Consider the following 25,785-nt stretch of genomic DNA (forward strand, 5'->3'; position numbering starts at 1 on the left):
CTTGATGTGTTTTTGAAATAAGATCAATAATGCCACGAGATCACATCAATCAGCTTGCCGCTTTCCTGGCCGTCGCCAAGGAACGGAGTTTCACGAAGGCAGCCGCGCGACTAGGGGTTACGCCGTCAGCTGTGAGTCACACTGTGAAGGGACTAGAGAAGCGGCTCGGAGTGAGCCTGCTGTCGCGCACGACACGCAACGTCGCGGCGACGGATGCGGGTGAACGTCTACAACGACGCGTCGGTCCGCTGATGGAGCAGATTGATGCGGAACTCGAAGACTTGGGGGAGCTGCGTGATAGGCCTGCCGGCATCATCCGGATCACCTGCACCGAAGCAGTTATCGAGACCGTGTTCCGGCCCAAGCTCGCCGCCTTCCTGCAACAGTATCCAGACATCCATGTCGAACTCAGCCAGGACTATGCGCTTACCGACATCGTTGGGGAGAAGTTCGATGCGGGCGTTCGCATCGGCGGGGCGATTGAGCGGGACATGGTGGCCATGCGCATCGGTCCGGATTGGCGGTTCAGCGTCATCGGTTCGCCGGCCTACTTCGAGCGTCGATCCTCGCCTGCCACGCCTTATGAGCTCAGTAATCACAACTGTATCAATATTCGACTTGCTGCCGGCAGCTTTATGCGTTGGAAGTTCCGCTCACCCGAAGACCGTGACCTCCATTTGCGTGTCGAGGGACAGGCCGCATTCAATACCACTACGTCCGTGCTCGGTGCAGCACTCGATGGAATTGGTCTCGGCTTCGTGCCTCAGGAACTGGCTGCGCCGTACTTGGCCGATGGGCGCCTGGTGGAAGTTTTGACGGATTGGTGCCCAATGATCGACGGGTTTCACCTCTACTATCCCAGTCGGAAGCGAAAATCGCCTGCCTTCGCAGCCTTCATCGAGGCCATGCGCTACAGAGAATAGCCTTCTCGCCATTCCCAGCTATAAGCGTCCGGACGAACGAAGAGAAGGTCGTTAACCGTTTTTCGTTGAGATCGCCGTGATTCTGCGGTCGTGCTTGCAGACGTTGTCTACGCCTTCACTGGGAGGCGGCGGGATACGAGGGGATTGGCCGGTGCTCGAGGACTCGGCGCAAGACGAAACTGGAGTGCGCGCCGGTGACGCCTTCGATACGCGTGATCTGATTGAGCAACAGGTTCTGGTAGTCATCCATATCGTGGACCACGACCTTGAGTTGGTAATCGGCCTCCTGGCCTGTGATCAGCAGGCATTCCTGTACCTGCGGCAGTGCCGCGACCTTGGCCTCGAAGTTGGCGAAGCGCTCAGGGGTATGCCGGTCCATGGAGATATGCAAGAGCGCCGTGAGGCTATGGCCCAGCCGTTTGGCATCTACCAGGGCACGATAGCCGGTGATCAGTCCGCTGTCTTCCAGGGCACGCACGCGTCGCAGGCAGGGTGAAGGCGACAGGCCGATGCGCTCGGCCAGTTCCTGATTATTGATACGTCCATGGCGTTGGAGGATATCGAGTATTTGGCGGTCGTAACGGTCAAGCGTCACTCCGACGACAGGCGTGCTCTCTTTTGGCATTATCGTTCTCTAACAAGAGTTATATTGGAATTATATGCTAAAAAATAATCTCGTCGAGGATGATTTTGCAATCGCCTGCGGGACAGAGCGGCGTAGACTGTGATCATTGCCACGAGCAATTGAATTGGCTCGTTCATCCATTTTCACAGGACTGTTGTCATGAGTTGCTTCGATCATCGCAAGTACCGCCCGGCGCCGCGTGTGCCAGCCTTCGATCGCCAATGGCCGGATCGTGACTTGGTGGCGGCGCCGACCTGGGTCAGCGAGGACCTGCGCGACGGCAATCAAGCGCTACTCGAACCGATGAGTGTCGAACAGAAGCAGCGTCTGTGGCATCAGATCATCAAGGTCGGCATCAAGGAAGTCATGGTCGGCTTTCCATCGGCCAGTCAGCCCGATTACGATTTCGTGCGCTGGCTGATCGAGGAGGACCAGATCCCCGACGATGTGACCATCGCGGTGCTGGTGCAGTGCCGCGAACATCTGATCGAGCGAACCTTCGCCTCGTTGGTCGGTGCCAAGCGCGCCATCGTGCATCTCTACAATTCCACCTCGACCGTGCAGCGTGATCGCGTTTTCGAGATGGACCGCCAAGGCATCGTCGACATCGCCGTACAGGGGGCGAGCTGGGTCAAGGCACACGCTGCGCGCTATCCCGACGTCGAGTGGCGCTTCGAATACACACCCGAAAGTTTTTCCAGTACCGAGATCGATTTCTCGCTTGAGATCTGCGAAGCGGTGATGGACGTCTGGCAGCCGACGCCGGAGGAAAAGTGCATTCTCAATCTCCCCACCACGGTCGAGGTGGGCGGACCGCATCACCATGCCGATCAGATCGAGTATTTCTGCCAGCATATCAGCCGCCGCGACAGCGTGATCGTCTCGGTACATACGCATAATGATCGCGGAGGTGCGGTGGCATCCGCCGAACTCGCCTTGCTGGCCGGTGCCGAGCGTGTCGAAGGTACGTTGCTGGGCAATGGCGAGCGTACCGGCAACATGGATATCGTCACTTTGGCGATGAATCTGTACAGCCAGGGCATCGATCCCGAACTCGATTTGTCGCGTCCCGACGAGATCATCGAGGTGGTGCAGGAATGCACCGGTATTCCGATGCATCCGCGTCATCCCTGGGTGGGGGAGATGGTCTATACCGCGTTTTCCGGCAGCCACCAGGACGCCATCCGCAAGTCGCTCAGAAAGCAGCAAGCGGACGAGCCGTGGCAAGTGGCCTACCTGCCGATCGATCCGCGCGATATCGGGCGCGATTATCAGGCGGTCATTCGCGTCAATAGCCAATCCGGCAAGGGCGGTATGACGTTCCTGCTCGAGCGCGATTACGGTATCAGCCTGCCGCGCTGGATGGCGCTGGAGCTGGCCCCGGCGGTGCAGGCGGTGAGCGAGACGGTGAGTGGCGAGTTGTCCAGCCAGCGCATTCGCGAGGTGCTGACCGAGACCTTCTGTCGGCATGAACCGCTCTCGTTGACTGGCTACCGGCTGGATCGTGACGCCGATGAAAGCTTGACGGTGTCGCTCAACGATGCCGGTCGGGCCGTGCGTTTGAGTGGCCAGGGCAACGGTGTCATTTCGTCTTTCATGACCGCTTGGCAAACCCATACAGGGCAATCGGTGAGTGTCGTCGATTACAGCGAGCACGCGCTGGGCGAGGGTAGTGACGCCGTGGCGATCGCCTTCGTGCAACTCAATGTAGGAGGGCAGCGCATCAGTGGCATGGCCGAGGACGGCGACACCGTCAGTGCGTCCCTCAAGGCCGTATTGAGCGCGCTCAATCGCGCGGGGCATCAAGACACGATGTCGGAGTTGGCGGCCGAGGCGCAGGCCTCAGCATAGAACGGCAGCTAGTGATGCGCCACGACCGTATGAATCCGGAGAGCGGTCGTGGCGCGTCGCGTGATGTCTACTGCTTGGCGAGGCCGATGGCCTTCATGATTTCACCGAATTCGGCGTCGCTTGTCTCCATGTAGTCGCCAAAAGCCTGTGCGTCTTTCCATTGCACTCCATAGCCTTGCTTGGCCATGAAAGTTTGATAGGTGTCGCTTTCGTAGGCGGCATGCAAGGCGGTTTCCAGCGTCTCGACGATGTCGTCGTCCATGCCTTGTGGCCCTATGACGCCGCGCCATGCGCCCGTGGTGAAGTCACTGTCTACCTGCGAGGCTACGGTGGGCACATCGGGGAAGCTTTCCAGGGGTTCCTCGGCCATTACGCCGAGGCTACGTACGCGGCCGGACTCGATCATCGAGCGCGCCTCGGGTAGCGAGGTGGCGGCCATGTCGACGCCACCGGAGGCGAGTTCCGTCATGGCCGGCGCGGCCCCTTGGCTGGGGATCCAGTTGACCTTGTCGGCGGGCATGTCGAGATCCATCAGTAGTCCGCCCAGCGCGACATGCCAGATACCCCCGAGCCCAGTGCCGGAGGCATTGAAGTGGCCGTCGGGCTGATCGCGGATCGCCTCCATTAATTCGTCCAGATCCTGGTAGTTGGCATCCTCGGCGACGCTGATGCTGGCGGCATCGAAGTTGATCTGTCCGATTGGGGTGAAGTCTTCGTAGGTGAGATCGGTCAGGCCTTGCCAATGCATCATGTTGATCTCGACCGTGCCCAGGCCGAGCGTATAGCCATCGGGTTTGGCCCGCGCGATGGCGGTATGTCCCACGACGCCGCTACCGCCCGTGCGGTTGACCACATTGATGGTTTCGCCGAGTTCTTCCTCCAGGGCTTTGGCGATGATGCGTGCCGTGGCATCGGTCCCGCCGCCGGCGGCCCAAGGGACGATCAGCGTGATGGGTTTTTCGGGATAATCGGCAAGCGCAGGAGTGGCGAGCCCCATGACCAGTGCCGCGGCAAGCCAATACGGTGTGCGTGGTGTGGCGTGTCCCATTGTTATTGTCCCTCGTCATCGATCCGGTCAGGCCGGGTGGGTGGTATAAGCTACTTAAGCTTTAACAGGCACTCGGGCGCTTCGCTAATTCCGAAACTCAGCGTGCTGATAAAAGCTGGTTATCACGAGAGGGCGTTGGGCGCTATGCGGTGTCTCGTTTGCGAGAGTGCATAAAACGGCATAGACGAATGGACAAGCTCGGCACGCCGGCAGGCATGCCGAATCAGGCAATTATAAGATCGCTGTTCAGGTGTCGCTGCGAACCTGTGCGTGGCTAATGAGGGCAAAGATGAAGGTGCCGCCGATCACGTTGCCGGCCAGCGTCGGCAGGGCGAAGTGGAAGAGGTACTCACCCAGGCTGGCCTGACCGGCGAACATCAAGTACATCACTTCTGTGGACCCCACGATGATATGCGTGAAACCACCCAGTGCGACAAGATAAGTGACGATTAGAATCACCCAGATCTTGGCGCCGCCAGCGGCGGGGAGCAGCCAAACCATGGTAGCGATCATCCAGCCGGCAATGATGCCTTTGGCGAACATCTGGCCGCCAGTATTCTCCATGATGTGGTGCCCCAAACTGAGAAAGGCCTTATGTGTCTCGGCATCGAACACGGGCATGTAGAGGATCGCGTACGCGGAGATAGCCACCCCCACGAGGTTGCCGATGAGTACCACGCCCCATAGCTTCAATAGCTTGAGAAACTGCATGATGCGTGGTGTGCTCATGACCGGCAGAACTGCAGTGACGGTGTTTTCGGTGAAGAGTTGCTGACGTGCGAGGATGACCACCAGAAAGCCGATGGTGTAACCGAACGACTCGACGAGATAGCCGATATCGCTGTCCGGCAGGCGCGCGTGCAGCAGCCCCTTGGCGAGCATCGAGAAACTCATCGACAGGCCAGCGGCGATCGCCGACCAGAACAATGCCGAAGCGGCGCGTTTGAGTTCCGTTTCGCCTTCTTCCCGGATCGACTCATGGACGGCCGCCGCTCGCGATGGCCTGGGGCCGCCGTTGAGATGCAGGTCGTGTTCGTCATCTTCCACCCGACTGGGTGGTGTGAGGTTGGAAGGGTGGCTCACGCAGCTATCCTTCTATCGAAAGGTGGGAAATTGTCGTGGATTCTGTGGGGTACAGTGGCAGACGCTATGCTGACACGATAGACGATAACGCAGGAGAAGGAAGAGGCGCATGTCGGTGAGTGCATGGACGATAGTGATGCACCTGGGGGCTGCCTGGTTGGCGGGCAGCCTAATTGGGCTTGAACGTACCTTTCATGGTCGCCCCGCGGGGTTTCGCACACATGCGCTGGTATGCGTGGCCTCGGCGTTATTGATGCTGGTGACGGTCTATCAATGGCAGTGGCTGGGCAGTGATGTACCCGAAGAGACGATCAGAACCGATCCCACACGCATGGCCCAGGGCATAATGACCGGCATCGGCTTCCTGGGGGCTGGCGTGATCTTCAAGGAGGGGCTGACGGTACATGGCCTGACCACAGCAGCGTCGATCTGGATTACCTCGGCGTTGGGCATACTCTTCGGCGTCGGCTTCTGGTGGCCGGGTGTGGTGGCGACGCTGGTGACCTTGCTGACGTTGTCGTTGTTTCGTTTCGTCGAGGCGCGGATGCCGAGCCGTACCTTCGCGCGCTGCGTTCTACGCTTCGATAGCCAGTGGATACCCGACGAGTCGGAGATTTATGCGCTCATGAAAGCGCACCGGTTCCATATCGAAAGCCTCAGCTATCGCACGCGCGACGAGGGGCGCCAATTCGAATACCGTATGATGCTGCGGACGCACGATCGTCACTACCTGCCGTTATTGGCCACTGACCTGCGCAGCCACGAGACGCTGTTGGAATTTCAGCTGTCGCCGACCGGTGAATGATGCAGGCCCGCCAGCATCGATGTCGGGGGCTGGCGGGCGAAGCCAACGATGGCGCCCATCACGAGGGGGCGCCACGTTTGCCAGGAAAGACGTTCACCAGTCAGAAGGCAGCAAGGCCCTGATGTCGTTGTCCATTGGCACTTCGAAGCTCGAGGCACCCAAGACCTGGCGGTCTGCGATGCGTACCAGACGGGCGTTGACGAACAGCGTGTTCTCGCCTTGCGCATAGGTGCCCAGCAACACGGCCTGGGCATCGTGGTTATCGCTCAAGCGCTGAACGTTGCGTGACAGAATCAGTTCCCCGGTATTCTGCTCGATGTACAGGCTGTCGCGCATCTTCACTTCGATGACATTCAGGCCACCCTGCACGAGGCGCGAGGTGAAGGTCTCTGACAGCGTGCGCCCGAGCGTCGATGACTGATCCAGTTGGTCGACGTCGACGAACGTGGTGGCGATGATCGGTGCTCGGTCGCCGAGGCTTTCGCTGCTGGTAGAGAGCAATTTGTCGGCGGCTTCATCGACGCGCATCAGCATGCTGGGCTCGGGGGCCGTCGCCTGATTGTTCTGAAGAAGGCTGCAACCAGAGAGAACCAGCAACAGGATGGCCAATGTCAGCAGGCGCAGTGTGACGCGCCCGGTGTGGCGTTGGGCAGATGACATGTCGAGCGGTCTCCTCACCAGTCGGATGATAGCGGCAGGCCGGCGGAATCGCCGGTGTCGGACGCACCGTAATGATTGCTATCGCCCGCGTTGATGTAATACATGTTCGAGGACGAATAGCGCAGCGTGTCGTATTGGCTGACCTGAGTCGTGATGATGGTCTCCTGCTGGCCGGTGGTGGTCCAGCTACCACTGAAGGTATCGGCCAGGGCGGCCGCGGGAATCAGCCCCAAAGCAGGCTCGGTCCAGTGATTGAACGGAATGGTCGCCACGGCGATGCCAGCGGCCAATGCGGTCAGGGCACCCTGGGGGGGCCGCACGAAGCCGCGACCCTCGTGGCTGATCACCTGGACATCGAAACTGACATGGGCGGCGCCTGCATTCGGCTGGGTGCGAACGATAGCGCCTTGTTCGACCAGTTCGCTGGTCAGCAGTGAACGGAACCCGCGGCTGAAGGCGGTCTCCTGTTCATGCTCCTCTACATAGAGCGACTTGCCCCATAAGTCGCGCTTGGCGAGGATTTCGCCTGCCTCGTGCTCGGCAAGCACCTCCCAATGCTGCGCGGCCTGCATGCGTTGCTGCTCACTGGTCGGGTAGGTCGTGGCGATGGGGGCCTGCGAGGTATTTACCCCGAAGCAGCCGCCCAATAGGACGGCGCTTAGCACGACTCCCCAGGTGCGGAATGGCATGGCGTTTCCTGTGCGATGGATGATCGGCGGACACGAGGCATTGCTTGGATAATTGCCCTGAAAGGAAGTATCGGCGGGGTGATCATAAGCTTTAGGCCTTGCCCTAAAAGTATCTATATGCGTCGACTTTTCGGGCGGCACCCAACAGGAAAAATGCACGCGTCATCGGCCAGTTGCATCTTGGCGTGTTCGGGGTAAGGTGGCGTTCTTTTGTCGCCGTGGAGGTTTCATGTCGGGTGCCCGTTTGCTTCCCTTGCTGGTGGGCTGTGTGATGTTGTCGCCACTGGCGATCGATATCTACCTGCCGTCACTGACAGTCATGGCGCACGAGTTCGACGTCCCGTTCAGCCGACTCCAGTTCACCGTGACATTACTCTTGCTGAGCGTCGGTCTAGGGCAAGTACTAGTCGGCCCGATGACCGACCGTTTCGGGCGTCGCCCAGTGCTGCTTTGCGGCACTGTGGTTTATATGGCGGGGGCGCTACTGGGTATGATGGCGACCAGTCTTGGGCCACTTTACGTATCGCGTGTGCTGCAAGGCCTGGGGGCCTGCGCGAGTATGACGGTGGCCTTCGCCGCGGTGCGCGACTGCTTCACGGCCGAGCAAGGCGCGAAACTCTACAGTTATCTCAACGGGGCGCTATGCATTATTCCTGCATTGGCACCCGTTATCGGCGGAAGCCTGGCGGTGACCTTCGGTTGGCGCAGCAATTTTGCGTTCATGTTCGTCTTCGCAGCGGTACTAGGTGTGGCCGCCTTATGGCGCTTCGCCGAGACGCGGCCTCAGGATACGGCTCCCGAGCGCCGACTTTATCATTGGGCCCGCTACCGACCGGTGCTGACCAGTATTCGCTTTGTCTATTTCGCGGGACTGGCTGGGGTGATCATGTCGGCGATCCTGGTGTATGTGTCGACCGCGCCGGTCATACTAGTGGATCGGCTGGGACTTTCGGAGCTGGCATTCAGCGGTTGGTTTGGCGCCAACGCAGTGGTCAACATCCTGGCGTTTTTCTTCGCCCCCCGCATCATTCACCGCCTCGGGCGCGTCGGGACCGTACGTTTAGGACTGGGGTTGATCATCGTCTCGGGCATTTTGCAGGCGCTGATCGCCACGGCGTTGCCGCTGTCGTCAGTCGGTTTCATGGGGCCGATAGGCGTGCTCTCTGTGGGCTTTTCATTGGCGCTGGGTGCGGCCTCGAGCCTGGCACTCGAGCCATTCCGTGAGCGTGCCGGGACGGCGGCTGCTTTGCTGGGCGCCTTGCAGTTGGGCGGCGGTGCGTTGTTGGCTACGCTATTGCTGGCGACGCCGTTGTCGCCGCAATGGGCCCTGGCGTTAATCGGTGTTGTGTTGGTTTCACCTTTGCTGTGGCTTTCCTGGCGAGTGGCGCCGGCGGCATGAGTTTGTAAAGATACGCAAGTCAAAGTGACGTGCCAGGCGGCAGACATCAAGGAGCAGCCATGTTCATCGTATCGCTGGAGTACGCGGTCGATCCAGACACGGTCGAACCGTATCGAATGGCTCATATGGCATGGGTGCGGGAAGGCTTCGAACGTGGCGTATTCATCGCGTCGGGGCGTAAATCGCCACCGAGTGGTGGCATCATTCTGGCCAGAGAAGCGTCACGGGAGCGTTTGACGGCCTGGCTTAATGAAGACCCATTTATCGTCGCTGGCGTGGCGCAATATCATGTCGAGGAGTTTCTGCCGACGACGGTAGGGAATGGTTTCGAGGGGCTCAAGGGAATATGAGGCTCGTTGGAGCAAAGTGCATATGGCGAGACGAGAGGCCAGTGTGTCTCAAGGAACGAGGATGATAAAGCGATGAGTGAAACTCTCCAGCCTGCCGCAACCGATGGGGATGCATGGCTGATTCTCAATGGTAAATCCGCCCAACTTCCGGATATCCGTGAGGCGGTGGAGCGCGTTCGTGAAGAGGGGCACCCTTTGGCGGTGCGGGTGACCTGGGAAGCCGGTGACGGCGTGCGCTTGGCACGGGAAGCCAGCGAGGCAGGCATTAAACGTATCATCGCTGGCGGCGGCGACGGAACGGTCAACGAGGTCGTTGGCGGCTTGATGCAACTGACCCAGAACGTGCGCCCGACCCTTGGTATTCTGCCGCTGGGCAGCGCCAACGATTTCGCACGTGGTCTAGAACTGCCATTGGACCCTTTTGAGGCGCTGCGAGTGGCGTTGGAAGCCCGCTCCCACAATGTGGATGTGGGCAGCCTGGGAGGTGATTATTTCATCAATCTTGCCTCCGGCGGCTTCGGCGCTCAAATCACCAATTCGACCCCGGCTCCACTCAAGCGACTTTTGGGCGGTGGCGCCTATTCGTTGATGGGCATGCTCAAGGCCTGGAATTACCAACCTTATCGAGGCCGTTTGCGGCTCCCCGATGGGGAACGTAACATTCCCTTGTTCCTGCTTGCCCTGGGCAATGGCTCTCAAGCGGGAGGCGGTCAGCAGTTGGCTCCCCTGGCCAAGGTCGATGATGGCCTACTGGAACTGCTTATCGTGCGTCATTTTACCTCGCTCCGGGAGATGAAGCAGCTTATCGACGAGCTGGAAAACCTCCCCGAAAGCGGCGAATTCGTCGAGTACTTGCAAGTGCCTTGGGTCGAATTCGAGGGCGAGGCTGCCCTGCCGCTGAACCTCGATGGCGAGCCGTGTTTCCACGAGCGCTTTCGCGCCGAGTTGCTACCCGGGGTGCTTTCCTTGGCGGCACCTTCGTCTTCCGCACTGTTCTCACGTCAAAGCGACGAGGGCTGAAGCGCGACAAGGTGTTTGCGTGACCGTTTGCCTAGGGTCCTTCAAGATGCTGACGCTTGAAATGAACGCGTAAACGCCCAACGAACGTAATGTGGTGCACAAAGTGAATGACCAAAGGATCGCCATGGACCAATTTATGCAGGCAGCCATCGATGAGGCGCGCAAAGGATACGACGCGGGCGGAGTCCCCATTGGTTCGGTGCTTGTATATCAGGGCATTATCATTGGGCGTGGACATAACCAACGCCAGCAACGTGGCAGTGCTATTTTGCACGGTGAAATGGACGCCTTGGAAAACGCTGGTCGGTTGGTGGCTCATGTGTATCGCGAAGCGGTGCTTTATACCACACTGTCGCCTTGTGCCATGTGCAGTGGTGCCATTTTGCTCTATGGCATCCCCGAGCTCGTGATTGGCGAAAATTCGACCTTTCAAGGGGAGGAAGCATTATTACGCCAACGTGGTGTCACACTCACAGTATACAATGATCCTCAGTGCAAGGCGTTGATGGAGCGGTTCATCGTCGAGCGGCCCGAGATTTGGTACGAAGATATTGGCGAGCCTGGCATGTAGGGCTTGTCAACCCTGTACCATGCGGCCTGGATGGCCTCATGGACTTTTAGGAAAATGCCGACCCCCGGCATAAATGAGCGACTCAAGGAGAGAAATGATGACGTATAAGCAATGGACGATGAGTGCGTTGGCATTGGTGTTGTCACTTGGCCTAACGGCCTGCGATAGCGGTGACGATCCCGCTCAAGAGGCTTCAGACAATAGCGAGCAGGCGGCCGAAGAAACCCAGCAAGCCGCTGACGAGTCCGGTGATGAAACGTCCGAGATGAGCGACGAAGCCAGCGACAGCATGGAAGAAACGGGTGACGAAGCCGCTGACGCGTCCTCCGATGCTATGGACGAAGCGGGCGAAGAGGTCGACGAAGCGCAAGATGCCACCGCAGACGCTGCCGACGAAGCTGGCGATGAAATGAGCGAAGCCGCCGATGAGGCTGGTGATGCAATGGATAATGCCGCCGACGAAGCCGATCAGGAAGCGGATGAGCTTGAAAACGCGGCCGAAGACGACAACCAGTCGTAACGTCGCCTGACTGACCCTATCAGGGGCAAGCGCACATGGCATGTGAATCATGCCATGTGCCATTCATGCCTGCGCATTGAATCTCGCAAGGGGTTGCCTGTGACGCATTGGCTCAAGATTGATCTAGCCGCTGAGGATCATGCCTTTTAGGATAACGGACTACTGATGGTAATGTGCTGCGTGGGTAGGGTGGTCAAGACGAAGGAGTTGGAATTATATGACCTGTAACTAAAAGAGCCCACCGTCAGGTGGGCTCATGCGTTCGGAGTCCGGTGTCGGTCTCACGACCGCTGGTGCCTCGGAATTAACCGACCACCTTGATGTTGGACGCCTGCAGGCCTTTCTTACCTTGGGTGACCTCAAAGCTCACTTTTTGGCCATCCTGCAGCGTTTTGAAGCCTTCAGCCTGGATCTCGGAGAAGTGTGCGAACAGGTCATCGCCACCATCTTCCGGAGAGATAAAGCCGTAGCCTTTGGTGTCGTTAAACCATTTGACAGTGCCAGTTGCCATTTCGAATTCCTTAACTTGCGAAGTAATGATGCGGGCCGACCCATGGGCGACCATGGTACGTGGGTAAGACAAGGAGGGAATGCGCAAGGGCGATCGAGAATTCGATTAACAGCTGACGACATTCGACTTGCAAACCTACGCAGCGGAGAATGCATGACCCTAGGACAAGCGTCAAGCTTATTGCCGAGGGGCCTTTCCCGGTATCATGCACCGCATATGCAACATAGATCGAAAACCCGAGGGCGTCCAGAACGACGGTGTGTATGCTTTGGGTAAAGCGTGACGACCTTGATCGAAGGCATTATATCGCTACCTGAAGTCTGTTTGACCAGCGTCGTCACCTTGCCATGCAAAAGCGTAACGGCGCGGTAGGAACCTGGGTATGGTCTGGGCGTTTATCATGGTGATGCCGCACCTTGGAGTTGGGTGTGGATCGAGCGAGTATCATTTTGGAGGAGTTGTCACGTGTCCCATACTGCCGTCGCTGCGAACGATACGCATAGCAAGGTCGTGGGCTATCTGTTGTGGGTGTTTGGCTTTACCGGCGCGCACCGTTTTTACTACGGCAAGCCCATCACCGGCACGATTTGGTTTTTCACGCTAGGCCTGCTGGGTATCGGCTGGTTGATCGACTTTTTCCTGATCCCGCTGATGGATCGTCAGGCGGACCTGCGTTTTCAAGCGGGACCCACCAGCTACACCCTTGCCTGGATATTGCTGACCTTTTTGGGCGTCTTCGGTCTGCATCGCATGTACATGGGGAAATGGCTGACTGGGTTGTTGTATCTCGTCACGGGCGGGTTGTTCTTGTTGGGTGTCCTGTATGATTTCTGGACGCTCAATGATCAGATCTCGATGAAGCATGCCAGGCGTGGCTTGTTTGGCTGATAGCACGTGACCTCCCATTATCCAAGGGTGTCACCCGGTCCTCCCAAGGAGAAATCGCGCATGGAATCGCGCAATAGTTTGACTCAATTACTGGAAACGCTCGACGGCTCCAATGATGGCAAGACGATCCACCTTCAGGATATCGTCGAGACGTTTCGCTCGCGGGGCTTCGGCCCCCTAATTACGCTGCCTGCATTGCTGGCATTATTGCCCACTGGTGGCGTGCCCGGTGTGCCCACGCTATGTGCCGTGTCCATTGTTTTAATGGCGGTGCAACAGCTTTTCGGGAGGCAATCTCCCTGGTTGCCGAGGAAGCTACGTGAACGTGGTATCAGCCATGACAAGCTGCATCGCACCGTCAAACGTGTCCGGCCCTGGACGCAACGTATCGACAAGCTGCTGGCACAACGCCTGGAGATATTGTTGCAACCGGCTGCGCGCCGCCTCATCGCAGTACTGGTCATCGCCTTGGCGCTGGCCATGATCCCCTTGGAATTGCTCCCCTTCGCGGCGGCGATGCCGGCGTTGACGATTACGGTGATCGGTCTGGGCATGACGACCGAGGACGGCCTGTTGCTACTGATCGGCGTGCTGATGGCTGTAGGACTTGCCGTGAGCGCCTTCTGGCTCTTGTAAACGCTTATGTCATGCAGCGCGACCTCCACGTCGCTTGGTTGGCTCGCGTTTTAGTTACCAGGAAAAACCTATGTTCATCGATGCTCAGTTCTGGCCGTTTCTGGTCGCCATTACGCTACTCACACTGACGCCGGGCGTGGACACGCTGCTGGTCATTCGTAACACCTCACGCGGAGGCGTGCGCGATGGCGTGTTGACCAGCGTTGCGATCTGTTCTGGCCTGTTCGTGCATGCCACCGTCTCGGCGCTCGGGATCTCGCTGATCCTGCTGCAATCGGCATGGGCCTTCAACGCGCTCAAGCTGCTCGGTGCGGGATACTTGGTTTGGCTGGGGGTGAAGAGCTTAGTCAGCGCTCGGCATGGCAGCGGCCTGCCGATGGCCGACGTTGGCGTTGAGCACCAACGGGTACCGGCCTGGATATCGCTGCGCGAGGGATTCCTGTCCAATGTGCTCAATCCCAAGACAGTCGTATTCTATATGGCGTTCTTACCGCAGTTCATTGCGCCGGGCGATCCCGCGCTGGCTAAGTCATTGTGGCTTGCAAGCGTGCATTTCGTGATCGCCAATATATGGCAAATGGGTGTGGTGCTAATGGTGGGAAGTGCCGCTAGATGGCTGGCCAAACGCTGGGTATCGCGCATGATGGAAGGGACTACTGGCACGGTACTGGTACTCTTCGGCGTCAAGCTGGCGCTGGCTCAGCGCCCCTGAGAAATGTCGAAAGTTTTGGTGATGCGCCGACGCCCTCAAGGGGCGTCGGCGCTTGCGTTTATGGGTTGCGGGCCAGCAGCGTGGTGTCGTAAATACCTTCTCGTTCGGCCTGGGTCAGCAATGCGACGCCTTGTGAATCGCCTTGTTTGGCGAGGCTCTCGAAGATGACTCGATACGTCAGCACGGCTTGCACGTAGGCGCGGGTTTCGTGATACGGAATGCGCTCCACGAAAAGGTCGAAATTACCGGAAGCCTCGCGAAGCCAACGGTCGACTCGGCTGGGGCCGGCATTGTAGGCCGCGGCTGCCGCAATACGATTACCCCGATAGCGTTCCATCATGTCGCGAATGTAGGCGCTGCCCAAGCGAATATTGGTGGTCGGCTCGAAGAGCTCGCCAAGCGTGGGGGCGTCGATATTCAGATTGCGACTGACATGCTTGGCGGTACCTGGCATCAATTGCATGAGGCCGCGTGCGCCGACCGGTGAGACTGCTTGACGATTGAAAGCACTTTCACGCCGGGAAATCGCCATCAGCAGATAGGGATCGACGCCGTTGCGTTGTCCCCATTGAGTGAAGCTCGCTTGATACGCGGGGGGAAAGCGCCAGGCCAAGGCATCCCATTGCTCGGCCATGATCGCTCCATGCACCGCCAGGTCGTACCAGCCCCGCGCGAGCGCGTAGGCATTGAGTGTGGCGGCATCGGACGCGCTGGCTTGGCCAATGGCGTGGAACCATTCGCTACGCGCCAGGCCCGGCTCACCGATGCGTCGTAGGGCCTCGCTGCGCTGGACGCTGGGTCGCATGGCGGCCAGTTCGCCTTGCAGCGGCGTGACGCCGGGCATGTCCATGTTCAAGGCATAGGGCTGGCCGAGCTTGTCGGCGGCCGCGAAGGCAAAGAACCCGCGCTCCTGGGCGGCGAGTTGCCAAGCGGCTTGCGCGGACTCAGTGTCGCCGCGCTGATTGAGCGCGCGGCCCAGCCAGTATTGCCAATGTGCCTCCTGGCGGGTGGCGTTCGGCATCGCGTCAATCCAGTCAATGACCTCGCCCCAATCTTGGTCGGCCAAGGCATTACGTACTCGCAATTCGAATAGGTCGCCATCCGCGAGACGGGGCAGGACATCGTCGGTCCAGCCAAGATTGTTGTCGACGTCGCGTACCATCGAATAGAACGCCAGATCATGTTCGATGGTGTGGCGCTGCGTGTCGCTCAACGAGAGATGGGGCGCGATCTTGCGCCAGGCCTCGAGCGCGGCTTCCGTGTCGGCGCGCGTGAAATTATGCATTGCGGCGGTAAAGAGCGCGCCGCTGCCTTGCCCTTGGGGGCCGATATCGGTTGGGATCTCGGTAATCGCTGCATAGTTGCCGCGCAGGCGCTCGAGTGCATCGATACCAGCGTCCCAGTCATCGCCGAGCTGATCTGCCAGGTAGTCGACGAGGCGACTTTCGCCGCCTTGCCAGGCCAGCGTCAGCCGTGTCCAGATATCGCCCTCATCGATCTCGCCGCGTTCGCGCAAGGTGTCGAATAGCCGGTCGCAGGCACCGGGTTGTGAGTGTCCGACCTGCCATAGTTCGCGTCCGCCTTGCGCGGCTTCTTGTGGTTGGTGATCGAGCAAGGCGGTGTAGTAATAACATTGTCGGATGGTGCCCGAGGGCTTGCCATCGCTGATGGCCAGCAGATCATCGAAGCGGCCGTCGCGGCCAAACGCGATTTGTGCCTGGCCGCGCATCCAGTTCGAGAGGGGCGAGTCAGCATGGCGTGCGATGTAGCTTTCTACCTCTACCGCTGGGGCGCTCGTCAGGTGCGCCTTGAGCCGGTGATATTCCACGTAACCGGCCAGCACATGATCGTCGATGGCGGCATCATCAATGCGTGACCAGCGATGATCGCGGGCGGCGGCGAGCGCGTCTTTCATGGCGCGATCCGCAGCGTCGAGCGTCTGAGTGTCGGATTGTGCTTGGACGTTGGTGACCTGTAACGCAAGTCCTAGCGAGGCCACCGATAATAGCGTCAGCCAGCGTTGGCGAAGCCGCGGTGCGAGCATCTTCCATGTCTCCTTGCTTGCCTGGCGGGATAATGATGTGATCATCCTCGCTCAGGGGACACGCCTTGGGTAGTGTTGTCGAACGGCGACACTCTGAATGATGACGCCAGCAGGCACGCAACGCCAAGGAGGCAGCCATGAAATTCATGCGAGGACTGGCCCGGTGGTCGCGGTTCAAGCAGCGCAGCGGGGCATTGATGCGCATCGCCCGCGCGCTGCGTGTGTTCGTGCCCATGCTGGGCGATGTGACTGCCGGTCGATATCGCCCCGTGCCCTGGACGGCCTGCGGTTGGATGACGGCGGCGGTGGCCTATTTGATCATGCCATTCGATATCATTCCCGATTTTCTGATGCTCATCGGCGTGATCGATGACGTCTTCATTGTCGGCTGGTTACTGACCCGCGTCGACCATTCGCTTGCGCCTTATCGCCGCTGGAAAGGCATCGATCCACCCGACGCTGCATCCTGAGGCTGAAACCCTTAGCCATGGGAACACCTGGGCCGAGCTGCAAGCGCTTGAAAAGTCTCGTGCGGCCCCCATATCGATGCGCATGACGACATCTATCGTCACATTTTTCACCATTTAACATGCATCCGTTATGGCCACAGGGGAATTTCGACCATGACTACCGCCACTCAAGCCGAAACAATGGGCTTCCAGACCGAAGTCAAACAGCTCTTGCAGCTGATGATCCACTCCCTGTATTCCAACCGGGAGATCTTCCTGCGCGAGCTGATTTCCAATGCCGCGGATGCTTGCGACAAGTTACGCTACGAGGCGTTGGACAACGATGCGCTGTATGGCAATGACAGCGAGTTGCGCGTCGAGATCGAGCACGATGCCGAAGCGGGCACCGTCACCGTGCGTGATAACGGCATCGGCATGAGCCGCGACGAAGTAATCCAGAACCTGGGTACTATCGCTCGCAGCGGCACGGCGGAATTCCTCCAGCAGCTCTCCGGCGAAAAGCAGAAAGATGCCAAGCTGATCGGTCAATTCGGTGTGGGCTTCTATTCCGGTTTCATCGTTTCCGACGAAATCACCGTGCGCACGCGCCGCGTCGATCAGGAACAGGGCGTGGAATGGCATTCCCGCGGTGAAGGCGAATTCGATATCGCGGATATCGACAAGCCCGAACGTGGCACCGAAATCGTGCTGCACTTGAAGGAAGACGCCAAGGAATTCGCCGATGCTGAGCGTCTCAAGCATCTCGTACGCACCTACTCCGATCACATCGAAGTCCCGGTGCGCATGCCCAAGGTCGAGAAGGCTCACGATGAAGAAGGCAACGAGATCGAGGGTAGTGAGACCGTCACCTGGGAGACCGTCAATGAGGCGACGGCGTTGTGGGTACGGCCCAAGGAAGAAATCAGCGATGATGAATACAAGGCGTTCTACAAGCACGTTGCGCACGATTTCAGCGATCCGCTGACCTGGAGCCACAACAAGGTCGAAGGCACGCTCGAATACACCAGCTTGCTTTACGTGCCGGGTCGCGCGCCGTTCGATCTCAATCAGCGCGAGGGCGTGCGTGGGCTCAAGCTCTATGCGCAGCGCGTTTTCATCATGGACGACGCCGAGCAGTTCCTGCCGCTGTACCTGCGTTTCATGAAGGGTGTGGTCGACTCCAAGGATCTGTCGCTCAACATCTCGCGTGAATTGCTGCAGAAAGATCCCCAGGTCGACAAGCTCAAGTCCGCGTTGACCAAGCGCTCGCTGGACATGCTCAAGAAGCTGGCCAAGGATGAAGAATCCTACCAGACGTTCTGGAATGCCTTTGGCAACGTGCTCAAGGAAGGGCCGGCGGAAGACTTCGCCAACCGTGACAAGGTCGCCGAGCTGTTGCGTTTCTCTTCCACGCACACCGATAGCGCGACTCAGGATCAGTCATTGGCCGGTTATGTCAGCCGCATGAAGGAAGGCCAGCAGAAGATCTATTACCTGGTGGCCGATGGCTTCAATGCGGCCAGTCACAGCCCGCATTTGGAAATCTTCCGTAAGAAGGGCATCGAGGTGCTCTTGCTTCATGATCGTATCGACGAATGGCTGATGAGCCACCTCACCGAATACGACAGCAAGTCCTTGGTCGATGTCGCCAAGGGTGACCTTGATCTCGACGAGATGGCCGACGAGGAAGAGAAGAAAGCTCAGGAAGAGACGGCCAAGGCCAAGGCGCCGCTGCTTGAGCGCGTCAAGACCGCGCTGGGAGATGAGGTGCAGGAAGTGCGTATCACCCATCGCTTGACCGATTCGCCGGCGTGTGTCGTGCTTTCCGAACACGACATGGGCTATCAGATGCGCCGCCTCATGGAAGCAGCCGGACAGCCGTTGCCGGAAGTCAAGCCGATCCTTGAACTCAATCCCGAGCATGGGCTGGTGACACGTCTGGAAAGCGCCGACGATTCCCGGTTCGATGACCTCGCGCGGATCCTGCTCGATCAGGCGATCATCGCCGAAGGCGGGCATCTCGAGGACCCCGCCACCTATGTTCAGCGTCTCAACAAGCTCTTGAGCAGCTGAGTGGCGTTGGCGTTCGCTTACCGGGCCGGCCGCATGGGCCGGCCCGTTTCATTTTGATACCAGCAATATTGACTCAACATGGACGTTCGTTGTTGCTAGACTGACGTCTTCATGTTCAAGGAGTCGTCTCATGCCGATTCGACACAACTTGTTCTTCCCGCGTCTATCATCGTCGCGCCCGCTGGCCCCACGCTCTTGTTCCGCTCGACAGCGACGCTCACTTTTGGCGTTCGCGCTGCTCGGCGTGCTGGGAGCGAGTGTGGCGCCATCGCCGATGCAGGCTCATGCCGAGCCGGCATCGGGCGAGGTGCGTACCCTGGAAAGCAGCGTCGATACCCCGGCGCTCGATCCCGTCGAGCAACTGCCGGACCTGCGTCAGCATCCTGCGGGGCCCGAGCGCAAGGCGGCTTTTCTGGAACTGCTGGTGCCTCTGGTCGAAGCGGAAAACGCTAAGATTCAGGCCCAGCGCGACTGGCTGCTCGAGGCGCGAGAGCGTCAGGCCTCGCTCAGCGCGGCCGACCGCGAGCATCTTCAACGGCTGTGCGCGGATTACGGCATCGAATGCGGCACGCCCAACACCTTCGAATACCTGTTGTCGCGCGTCGACACCCTGCCACTGGAAATGGTCGTCATTCAGGCCGTGGAGGAGTCGGGATGGGGGACTTCGCGCTTCGCACGCAAGGGCAACAACCTGTTTGGATTGCGTTGCTTCAGTGAAGGCTGCGGCTTGGCACAGCGAGGTAGTAGCCGCCATTACCAGAACTTCGATAGCGTCCAGGCGAGTATTGAAGCGTACCTGCATAACTTGAACACACATCGTGCCTATCTCGCGATGCGTCAAACGCGGGCCGCGCAGAAGGAAAAAGGCGCGGCCGTCAGCGCCGAGTCACTGATTCGTACGCTGGACAGCTATTCCGTGCGCGATAATTATTTCGACGTGCTGTTGGCACTGCTGCGCACCAATGCTGAATTGATTCGTGAGCACAGCAGCAACGACGCTGAAGACAGCCCGGCCTGAGGCGTTATCTCCGCCGTGTTTCGACACCGCCTTCGCGCGGTGTTTTTGGTTGCCCGGCACGCTTTTAACGTTCGTTGTCGGGCGTGTAAAGTAGGCTCATATGCTCCTTCGCGAGGTCCCACCATGACGCTCGATGCGCTGCGCTTCGACAATGCTTGGGCGCGTCTGCCCAACGACTTCTTCACCCGTGTCAGCCCCGCAGCCTGGAAAAATACGCGACTGGTGGATATCAGCCCACGTGGTTGTCGCGCGCTAGGTCTCGACTCTGAGCTATTCAGCGATGACTCCCCGTCGCGGGAGACACTGCGACAAGTCATGGGGGGCGAAACCGTATTGCCGGGGATGGACCCGCTGGCACAGAAATATACCGGGCACCAGTTCGGGGTCTATAACCCCGCCTTGGGCGATGGGCGCGGGCTGCTGTTGGGAGAAGTGGAGACCGACGACGGCTTCTGGGATCTGCATCTCAAGGGGGCCGGACAGACGCCGTATTCACGTTTCGGCGATGGTCGCGCGGTACTGCGTTCGACGATTCGTGAATATCTCGCCGGCGAGGCCATGGCGGGACTGGGCATTCCCACGACGCTGGCGCTGGCTCTGGCGATGAACGACGAGAAGGTCCAGCGCGAGCGGGTCGAGCCCGGCGCGACCCTATTGCGCCTGGCGCCCAGCCATGTGCGCTTCGGGCACTTCGAATGGCTGTATCAGGCGCGTCGCAACGATGACCTTGAGCGTCTCGTCAAGCATGTCATTACGCGTCATCGTCCGTCCTTGGCGGAAAGTGAGGCACCGGCGGAGGCGCTGTTCGGTGATACGGTAGTGCGCACGGCACGCCTGATCGCCGCCTGGCAAGCCTATGGCTTCGTGCATGCGGTGATGAATACCGACAACATGTCGATTCTGGGCCTGACTCTGGACTATGGGCCCTATGCCTTCATGGATCGTTACGAGCCCACCTTGGTGCCCAACCACACCGATACTGCGGGCCGGTACGGCTTCGATCAGCAACCCGGGGTGGGGTTGTGGAATCTCTCGGTGCTGGGCCAGTCGCTGACGCCGTTGGCCGATCCAGAAGCGCTGCGTACGCAGCTGGCGGAGTATGAACCGGCGCTGCAACAGGAGTATGCGCGTTTGATGCGGGCACGCTTGGGGCTTGAGCACGTGCAAGATGGCGATGCCCAACTGGTTCAGGACTGGCTGACGCTGCTGGCCGCCGCCGGGGCCGACTACCATCGGGCCTTTCGTGCCCTGGGGGAATGGGCTGTCGATGAGGGCGAGTGGCTGCATGAAGAGGTTCCGGCCGAAGGTCTGGCGGCTTGGCTGTCGCGCTATCGTCAGCGCCTTGAGGAAGAGGAGCGTGATGCTGCGTCGCGCCGTGACGCCATGCAGGCGGTCAACCCTCTCTATGTGCCGCGCACGCACCTCATTCAGCAGGTCATCGAGGCGGCGGAAGTAGGTGATATAGCGCCGTTAGCTGAATTTCGGGCCTTGCTCGCCGATCCCTTCACGCCGCAACCAGGTATGGAACATTGGGCGGCCGCCCCGGCACCGGAAGCCTCGGTGATCTGTCTTTCCTGCTCGTCATGATATCCCACGACGTCGCATCGCAAAACGCCGTATGACGGCGTTTTGCGACAGCCGTTTTTGACAATCGCCATGATGCGCCATACTCAAGACGAAGCGGTTCGTCGAAAGGAGGCATCATGGCACCTCGCTGTCAGGTATTACCCCTTCATCCTCACGAGGCACGCGACGCGCCCGCTGCGTTGCTCGTGGTGGCCATGCTGCACACGCCTGCACGGCCCGAGCTTGTCGCGCCGTTGACAGTGCTGCTGGATGATTGGCGCGGTGGCGAAGGTTGTATCGTGCATATTCGGCGCTTCGCGCATAAGCCGCATTCATCTTGCCGGACTGGCCACACCAGTGCCGAGGCCATGCCCTGCGCCGTGCCACTTCCCGGTGAGCGCGTGGTCACGACCCATACCGATGATGCCTTCGTCGATACCGATCTTGAGACCTGGCTGCACCGTCATGGCATCTCGCACCTGGTGCTAGCGGGCGCCACTACCCTGGGGGCGATCACGACGTTGGCTCGGCATGCGCAATGTCTTGGATTTTCGGTCACGGTACTAGCCGATGCCTGTGCCGATGATGAACTAACGGATCGGAGCGGCTTTCATTGGCAGGCCGAGACCTTGCATGAATTGGGGCTTTCGCTTCTTGAGCGTCAGGGAGTCGCGGTGCTGAGCGTGAAGGAGCTGTGTCGTGATTGTTGAATGTCATTACCGGAGAAGCGGCATTTTCGCTGTCAATATGCACGATATTTAACTGAGAAAAAGTTTAAATAAAGTATCGCTTATGATGCCCATAAGATAATAGCTAGGTCATGTTCATAAAATAATTTCAAATTAAAACAAGGGGTTGTGAGTTATTTTGAGGCATAAGAGCTTTGTTATGCTTGTTATAACTCAATGATTATGATGGATTTTTTGCTTTTCCTGTTGATTTTTAAGACGTTTTTCCTTAAACAAATAAGCTCTTTTATTCGAGAATGCATCGGCGTTCCCGGTGCATGACGACGTTATTGGCATGACAACGTGCCAGTGTACCGAACCGACATGACACAAGATTTCATGGTGGAGAGCCCTATGCGACGAGCAAGGAGTCAAGGATGAACATCACCGAATATATGGTAAGCGGTGCCTGGCAAGGCGCCATCCGACACGAAACAGGAGGTGCGGCATGAGAATTGGGGCTCCCAGGGAGCGTGCCCAGGGCGAGGCGCGCGTGGCGCTGACGCCGGAAAGTGCTAAGCACATTCAAAAACTCGGGCATACGTGTGTCATCGAATCCGGAGCCGGCCTTGCCGCGGGCTTCGATGATGCCGCCTATCGTGACGCTGGCGTCGAGATCGTCGAGGGGGCCGATGCGTTATGGTCCACCGCCGAGGTGGTCATCAAGGTACGCGAGCCCAGCGAAGAGGAGGTCGGCTATCTGCGCGAGGGCCAGACGCTGATCGCGTTTTTCTGGCCGGCTCAGAACGAGGACTTGCTCGAGCGTTGCAAGGCGACCGGTGCCACGGTCATGGCCATGGACATGGTGCCGCGGATCTCTCGAGCGCAGAAGATGGATGCGCTTTCCAGCACCGCGAATATTGCCGGCTATCGGGCGGTTATCGAGGCTGGCAATCACTTCGGACGCTTTTTCACCGGCCAGGTCACGGCGGCGGGCAAGGTGCCGCCGGCCAAGGTGTTGGTCGTGGGGGCGGGCGTCGCTGGGCTCTCAGCCATCGGCACCGCGACCAGCCTGGGCGCCGTGGTGCGTGCCTTCGACGTACGCCCTGAAGTCGCCGAACAGATCGAATCGATGGGCGCCGAGTTCCTGTTCCTCGACTTCGAGGACAGCCAGGATGGCTCGGGCTCTGGCGGTTATGCAGCCCCCTCCAGTCCTGAGTTTCGCGAGAAGCAGCTGGCGCTTTTCCGCGAGCAGGCGCCCGAGGTGGATATCGTCATCACCACTGCGCTAATCCCGGGCAAGCCGGCGCCCAAGCTGTGGCTCGAGGACATGGTCCATGCCATGAAGCCGGGGTCGGTGATCGTTGACCTGGCGGCTGAGAAGGGGGGGAACTGCGACCTCACTGTCCCTGACGAGCGTATCGTCACCGACAACGGCGTGGTGGTCGTCGGTTATACTGATTTCCCCTCGCGCATGGCGACGCAGGCGTCGTTGCTCTACGCCACCAATATCCGTCACATGCTTACTGATCTGACGCCGGAAAAGGATGGCGTGATCGTTCACGATATGGAAGACGACGTGATTCGTGGCGTCACCGTGGCGCATCATGGCGAGATCACCTTTCCGCCGCCGCCGCCCAAGGTCAAGGCCATCGGGCAATCGGCGCCCAAGGAGAAACCCAAGGAACCCACTCCTGAGGAAAAGAAAGCCGCCGAGCACGCCGCCTTTCTCGACCAGACCAAACGTCAGATAGGCATGCTCGTGGCCGGTGGCGTGGTGATGGGCCTGCTGGGGCTGGTAGCGCCGGCGTCTTTCATGCAGCACTTCATCGTTTTCGTGCTGGCCTGCTTCGTCGGTTTCCAGGTGATCTGGAACGTCAGCCATTCGCTCCACACGCCATTGATGGCGGTGACCAATGCCATTTCGGGCATCATCGTGCTCGGTGCGGTCCTGCAGATCGGGTCGGGCAGTTGGCTGGTAGGCTTGTTGGCCGGCATTTCGGTGCTGATTGCCACCATTAATATCGTGGGTGGCTTCCTGGTGACGCGCCGGATGCTCGCCATGTTCCAGAAATCCTAAACGCGGCGGAGAAAAGACGATGTTGAGTCAAGGATTGGTGTCCGCCGCAGCGGTGGCGGCAAGTGTATTGTTCATCCTCTCGCTGGGAGGGTTGAGTAATCAGGAAAAGGCCAAGCGTGCCGTATGGTATGGCATCGTGGGGATGGGGCTGGCGGTGGTCTTTACCATGTTCGGCCCCAATGTGGGCGGCTATTGGTGGATGATCCCGATGATGGTGATCGGCGCTGGTATCGGCGTCTATCTGGCCAAGAAGGTCGATATGACCGAAATGCCCCAGCTGGTCGCGGCGCTGCATAGCTTCGTCGGCTTGGCGGCGGTGTTCATCGGCTTCAATGCTGACCTGGAACGTCGACGTGTCATGGCCGCGCAGTTCGCCGGGGACGCCAGCGAGCGGTTTTCGGCCTTCGCCGCGCTGGTGGCCGAGAAGACGCCGGCAGAGCTGACCTTCCTGCAGGTCGAGGTGGTACTGGGCGTATTCATCGGTGCGGTGACCTTCACCGGCTCGGTGATTGCCTTCGGCAAGCTGGCAGGCAAGGTAGACGGTAAACCACGCCAATTGCCGGGTGGCCATCTTCTCAATGCTGGGGCTGCGATCGCCTCGCTTCTGCTGGCAATCGCCTACCTCAACGGTGCGGGCTTCTGGACACTGCTGCTATTGGCCCTGTTGGCCTTCTTCATCGGCTACCACCTGATCATGGGCATCGGCGGCGCCGACATGCCAGTGGTGGTGTCGATGCTCAACAGCTACTCCGGTTGGGCAGCGGCAGCCATCGGCTTTACGCTCTCTAACGATCTACTGATCGTGACCGGGGCGCTGGTAGGCTCTTCAGGGGCGATTCTGTCCTACATCATGTGCAAGGCGATGAATCGCAATTTCGTCAATGTGATTCTGGGTGGCTTCGGTGGTAGCAAAGGGCCGGCCGCGGAGATCGAGGGCGAGCAGATTGCCATCGATACCGGTGGCGTGGCGAGCGCGCTCAATGATGCCGATAGCGTGATCATCGTGCCCGGCTATGGCATGGCGGTGGCGCAGGCGCAGAATGCGGTCAGTGAGTTGACCCGTAAGTTGCGTGCTGCGGGTAAGACCGTGCGCTTCGGTATTCATCCGGTTGCCGGGCGTTTGCCGGGACATATGAACGTACTGCTGGCCGAGGCCAAGGTACCGTACGACATCGTGTTGGAGATGGACGAGATCAACGACGATTTTGCCGAAACCGACGCGGTAATCGTCATCGGTTCCAATGACATCGTCAATCCTGCCGCCGAGGAAGACCCCAACAGTCCCATCGCCGGTATGCCGGTGCTCAAGGTATGGGACGCCAAACAGGTCTTCGTCTGCAAGCGTGGCCAGGGGACGGGGTACTCGGGCATCGAGAACCCGCTGTTCTTCAAGGAAAACACTCGTATGCTGTATGGCGACGCCAAATCGAGCATCGATGCCTTGTTGCCGATGATTGATTAATCGGCCTGCTGATTGGCAGGAACAGAGCGAGTAGTACGACGACACCGCCCACGGGCGGTGTCGTCGTTTGCAGGCAGACGATGATCAGGCGTGCGTGACACGTCAGGTCCGCTACAATGGCGTCATTTCGCAGG

General features: G+C 59.2%; 25 protein-coding genes. 18 read left to right on the top strand and 7 right to left on the bottom strand.

Features of this window, described 5'->3' with window-relative positions:
* Nucleotides 1-29: 29 nt before the first annotated feature.
* Nucleotides 30-923 (top strand): LysR family transcriptional regulator, encoded by an 894-nt coding sequence (locus tag LUN51_RS03175; protein WP_277810101.1) that lies wholly within the window; start codon nt 30-32, stop codon nt 921-923.
* Between the two features lie 115 nt (nt 924-1,038).
* Here LUN51_RS03175 and LUN51_RS03180 read toward each other — a convergent pair whose 3' ends face one another.
* A complete protein-coding gene (locus LUN51_RS03180; protein WP_277810102.1) occupies nt 1,039-1,548 on the bottom strand; it encodes an Lrp/AsnC family transcriptional regulator in 510 nt (169 codons plus the stop codon).
* A gap of 159 nt (nt 1,549-1,707) precedes the next feature.
* On the opposite strand from LUN51_RS03180, the gene LUN51_RS03185 reads away from it, so the two are divergent.
* A complete protein-coding gene (locus LUN51_RS03185; protein ID WP_277810103.1) occupies nt 1,708-3,399 on the top strand; it encodes a 2-isopropylmalate synthase in 1,692 nt (563 codons plus the stop codon).
* A gap of 67 nt (nt 3,400-3,466) precedes the next feature.
* On the opposite strand, the gene LUN51_RS03190 is transcribed toward LUN51_RS03185, so the two are convergent.
* Together LUN51_RS03190 and LUN51_RS03195 are read right to left on the bottom strand one after the other, a co-directional pair.
* Nucleotides 3,467-4,447 (bottom strand): tripartite tricarboxylate transporter substrate binding protein, encoded by a 981-nt coding sequence (locus LUN51_RS03190; protein ID WP_277810104.1) that lies wholly within the window; start codon nt 4,445-4,447, stop codon nt 3,467-3,469.
* A gap of 246 nt (nt 4,448-4,693) precedes the next feature.
* Nucleotides 4,694-5,530 carry a formate/nitrite transporter family protein gene (locus LUN51_RS03195; RefSeq protein WP_277810105.1) on the bottom strand — a complete coding sequence of 279 codons (837 nt, stop codon included), beginning with the start codon at nt 5,528-5,530 and terminating at the stop codon, nt 4,694-4,696.
* A 109-nt stretch (nt 5,531-5,639) separates the two neighbouring features.
* Between LUN51_RS03195 and LUN51_RS03200 the strand changes: the two genes are divergently transcribed.
* A complete protein-coding gene (locus LUN51_RS03200; protein ID WP_277810106.1) occupies nt 5,640-6,335 on the top strand; it encodes an MgtC/SapB family protein in 696 nt (231 codons plus the stop codon).
* Nucleotides 6,336-6,428: 93 nt separating this feature from the next.
* On the opposite strand, the gene LUN51_RS03205 is transcribed toward LUN51_RS03200, so the two are convergent.
* Together LUN51_RS03205 and LUN51_RS03210 are read right to left on the bottom strand one after the other, a co-directional pair.
* Entirely contained in the window at nt 6,429-6,995 is a 567-nt protein-coding gene (locus LUN51_RS03205; RefSeq protein ID WP_277810107.1) for a FlgO family outer membrane protein, read from the bottom strand.
* A gap of 14 nt (nt 6,996-7,009) precedes the next feature.
* A complete protein-coding gene (locus LUN51_RS03210) occupies nt 7,010-7,684 on the bottom strand; it encodes a hypothetical protein (protein ID WP_277810108.1) in 675 nt (224 codons plus the stop codon).
* A 229-nt stretch (nt 7,685-7,913) separates the two neighbouring features.
* On the opposite strand from LUN51_RS03210, the gene LUN51_RS03215 reads away from it, so the two are divergent.
* From LUN51_RS03215 to LUN51_RS03235, 5 genes are all read left to right on the top strand, one after another.
* A complete protein-coding gene (locus LUN51_RS03215) occupies nt 7,914-9,083 on the top strand; it encodes a multidrug effflux MFS transporter (RefSeq protein WP_277810109.1) in 1,170 nt (389 codons plus the stop codon).
* A gap of 59 nt (nt 9,084-9,142) precedes the next feature.
* Entirely contained in the window at nt 9,143-9,433 is a 291-nt protein-coding gene (locus tag LUN51_RS03220; protein WP_040242357.1) for a YciI family protein, read from the top strand.
* A 72-nt stretch (nt 9,434-9,505) separates the two neighbouring features.
* Nucleotides 9,506-10,453: a lipid kinase YegS gene (gene yegS / locus LUN51_RS03225; protein WP_277810110.1), complete on the top strand. Its 948-nt coding sequence runs from the start codon at nt 9,506-9,508 to the stop codon at nt 10,451-10,453.
* A 124-nt stretch (nt 10,454-10,577) separates the two neighbouring features.
* On the top strand, nt 10,578-11,024 hold the full coding sequence (locus LUN51_RS03230) for a nucleoside deaminase (RefSeq protein ID WP_277810111.1): 447 nt from the start codon (nt 10,578-10,580) through the stop codon (nt 11,022-11,024).
* A gap of 97 nt (nt 11,025-11,121) precedes the next feature.
* Nucleotides 11,122-11,544, top strand: coding sequence for a hypothetical protein (locus LUN51_RS03235; protein WP_277810112.1), 423 nt, complete (start codon nt 11,122-11,124; stop codon nt 11,542-11,544).
* 304 nt (nt 11,545-11,848) lie between these two features.
* Here LUN51_RS03235 and LUN51_RS03240 read toward each other — a convergent pair whose 3' ends face one another.
* Complete coding sequence (locus tag LUN51_RS03240) at nt 11,849-12,055, bottom strand: cold-shock protein (RefSeq protein ID WP_040242353.1); 207 nt, start codon at nt 12,053-12,055, stop codon at nt 11,849-11,851.
* Between the two features lie 465 nt (nt 12,056-12,520).
* Here LUN51_RS03240 and LUN51_RS03245 point away from each other — a divergent pair, with 465 nt between their 5' ends.
* The 3 genes from LUN51_RS03245 (at nt 12,521) to LUN51_RS03255 (ending at nt 14,291) form a co-directional block, all read left to right on the top strand.
* A complete protein-coding gene (locus LUN51_RS03245) occupies nt 12,521-12,943 on the top strand; it encodes an NINE protein (RefSeq protein ID WP_277810113.1) in 423 nt (140 codons plus the stop codon).
* Nucleotides 12,944-13,003: 60 nt separating this feature from the next.
* A complete protein-coding gene (locus LUN51_RS03250) occupies nt 13,004-13,579 on the top strand; it encodes an exopolysaccharide biosynthesis protein (protein WP_277810114.1) in 576 nt (191 codons plus the stop codon).
* 70 nt (nt 13,580-13,649) lie between these two features.
* Complete coding sequence (locus LUN51_RS03255) at nt 13,650-14,291, top strand: LysE family translocator (RefSeq protein ID WP_277810115.1); 642 nt, start codon at nt 13,650-13,652, stop codon at nt 14,289-14,291.
* Nucleotides 14,292-14,349: 58 nt separating this feature from the next.
* Here LUN51_RS03255 and LUN51_RS03260 read toward each other — a convergent pair whose 3' ends face one another.
* Nucleotides 14,350-16,335, bottom strand: coding sequence for a transglycosylase SLT domain-containing protein (locus LUN51_RS03260; protein ID WP_277810116.1), 1,986 nt, complete (start codon nt 16,333-16,335; stop codon nt 14,350-14,352).
* A gap of 137 nt (nt 16,336-16,472) precedes the next feature.
* On the opposite strand from LUN51_RS03260, the gene LUN51_RS03265 reads away from it, so the two are divergent.
* The 7 genes from LUN51_RS03265 to LUN51_RS03295 all read left to right on the top strand — a co-directional run bounded on the left by LUN51_RS03265 (nt 16,473) and on the right by LUN51_RS03295 (nt 25,651).
* Nucleotides 16,473-16,805 carry a YkvA family protein gene (locus tag LUN51_RS03265; RefSeq protein ID WP_083632826.1) on the top strand — a complete coding sequence of 111 codons (333 nt, stop codon included), beginning with the start codon at nt 16,473-16,475 and terminating at the stop codon, nt 16,803-16,805.
* A 153-nt stretch (nt 16,806-16,958) separates the two neighbouring features.
* Entirely contained in the window at nt 16,959-18,857 is a 1,899-nt protein-coding gene (htpG, locus tag LUN51_RS03270; RefSeq protein ID WP_277810117.1) for a molecular chaperone HtpG, read from the top strand.
* Between the two features lie 130 nt (nt 18,858-18,987).
* A complete protein-coding gene (locus LUN51_RS03275; RefSeq protein WP_277810118.1) occupies nt 18,988-19,875 on the top strand; it encodes a protein bax in 888 nt (295 codons plus the stop codon).
* A gap of 123 nt (nt 19,876-19,998) precedes the next feature.
* Nucleotides 19,999-21,462 (top strand): protein adenylyltransferase SelO, encoded by a 1,464-nt coding sequence (locus LUN51_RS03280; RefSeq protein WP_277810119.1) that lies wholly within the window; start codon nt 19,999-20,001, stop codon nt 21,460-21,462.
* Between the two features lie 116 nt (nt 21,463-21,578).
* Complete coding sequence (locus LUN51_RS03285; RefSeq protein WP_277810120.1) at nt 21,579-22,151, top strand: isochorismatase family protein; 573 nt, start codon at nt 21,579-21,581, stop codon at nt 22,149-22,151.
* 466 nt (nt 22,152-22,617) lie between these two features.
* Nucleotides 22,618-24,189: a Re/Si-specific NAD(P)(+) transhydrogenase subunit alpha gene (locus LUN51_RS03290; protein WP_277810121.1), complete on the top strand. Its 1,572-nt coding sequence runs from the start codon at nt 22,618-22,620 to the stop codon at nt 24,187-24,189.
* Between the two features lie 19 nt (nt 24,190-24,208).
* Entirely contained in the window at nt 24,209-25,651 is a 1,443-nt protein-coding gene (locus tag LUN51_RS03295) for an NAD(P)(+) transhydrogenase (Re/Si-specific) subunit beta (RefSeq protein ID WP_040242334.1), read from the top strand.
* The last annotated feature ends 134 nt before the right edge of the window (nt 25,652-25,785 follow it).

The organism is Chromohalobacter canadensis (genome assembly GCF_029544075.1).
GTDB lineage: Bacteria > Pseudomonadota > Gammaproteobacteria > Pseudomonadales > Halomonadaceae > Chromohalobacter > Chromohalobacter canadensis_A.

Coding starts and splice junctions, on each gene's coding strand:
- LUN51_RS03175 (WP_277810101.1), top strand. CDS start 30: ATGCCACGAGATCACATCAATCAGCTTGCCGCTTTCCTGGCCGTCGCC.
- LUN51_RS03180 (WP_277810102.1), bottom strand. CDS start 1,548: ATGCCAAAAGAGAGCACGCCTGTCGTCGGAGTGACGCTTGACCGTTAC.
- LUN51_RS03185 (WP_277810103.1), top strand. CDS start 1,708: ATGAGTTGCTTCGATCATCGCAAGTACCGCCCGGCGCCGCGTGTGCCA.
- LUN51_RS03190 (WP_277810104.1), bottom strand. CDS start 4,447: ATGGGACACGCCACACCACGCACACCGTATTGGCTTGCCGCGGCACTG.
- LUN51_RS03200 (WP_277810106.1), top strand. CDS start 5,640: ATGTCGGTGAGTGCATGGACGATAGTGATGCACCTGGGGGCTGCCTGG.
- LUN51_RS03205 (WP_277810107.1), bottom strand. CDS start 6,995: ATGTCATCTGCCCAACGCCACACCGGGCGCGTCACACTGCGCCTGCTG.
- LUN51_RS03210 (WP_277810108.1), bottom strand. CDS start 7,684: ATGCCATTCCGCACCTGGGGAGTCGTGCTAAGCGCCGTCCTATTGGGC.
- LUN51_RS03215 (WP_277810109.1), top strand. CDS start 7,914: ATGTCGGGTGCCCGTTTGCTTCCCTTGCTGGTGGGCTGTGTGATGTTG.
- LUN51_RS03220 (WP_040242357.1), top strand. CDS start 9,143: ATGTTCATCGTATCGCTGGAGTACGCGGTCGATCCAGACACGGTCGAA.
- yegS (WP_277810110.1), top strand. CDS start 9,506: ATGAGTGAAACTCTCCAGCCTGCCGCAACCGATGGGGATGCATGGCTG.
- LUN51_RS03230 (WP_277810111.1), top strand. CDS start 10,578: ATGGACCAATTTATGCAGGCAGCCATCGATGAGGCGCGCAAAGGATAC.
- LUN51_RS03235 (WP_277810112.1), top strand. CDS start 11,122: ATGACGTATAAGCAATGGACGATGAGTGCGTTGGCATTGGTGTTGTCA.
- LUN51_RS03240 (WP_040242353.1), bottom strand. CDS start 12,055: ATGGCAACTGGCACTGTCAAATGGTTTAACGACACCAAAGGCTACGGC.
- LUN51_RS03250 (WP_277810114.1), top strand. CDS start 13,004: ATGGAATCGCGCAATAGTTTGACTCAATTACTGGAAACGCTCGACGGC.
- LUN51_RS03255 (WP_277810115.1), top strand. CDS start 13,650: ATGTTCATCGATGCTCAGTTCTGGCCGTTTCTGGTCGCCATTACGCTA.
- LUN51_RS03260 (WP_277810116.1), bottom strand. CDS start 16,335: ATGCTCGCACCGCGGCTTCGCCAACGCTGGCTGACGCTATTATCGGTG.
- LUN51_RS03265 (WP_083632826.1), top strand. CDS start 16,473: ATGAAATTCATGCGAGGACTGGCCCGGTGGTCGCGGTTCAAGCAGCGC.
- htpG (WP_277810117.1), top strand. CDS start 16,959: ATGACTACCGCCACTCAAGCCGAAACAATGGGCTTCCAGACCGAAGTC.
- LUN51_RS03275 (WP_277810118.1), top strand. CDS start 18,988: ATGCCGATTCGACACAACTTGTTCTTCCCGCGTCTATCATCGTCGCGC.
- LUN51_RS03280 (WP_277810119.1), top strand. CDS start 19,999: ATGACGCTCGATGCGCTGCGCTTCGACAATGCTTGGGCGCGTCTGCCC.
- LUN51_RS03285 (WP_277810120.1), top strand. CDS start 21,579: ATGGCACCTCGCTGTCAGGTATTACCCCTTCATCCTCACGAGGCACGC.
- LUN51_RS03290 (WP_277810121.1), top strand. CDS start 22,618: ATGAGAATTGGGGCTCCCAGGGAGCGTGCCCAGGGCGAGGCGCGCGTG.
- LUN51_RS03295 (WP_040242334.1), top strand. CDS start 24,209: ATGTTGAGTCAAGGATTGGTGTCCGCCGCAGCGGTGGCGGCAAGTGTA.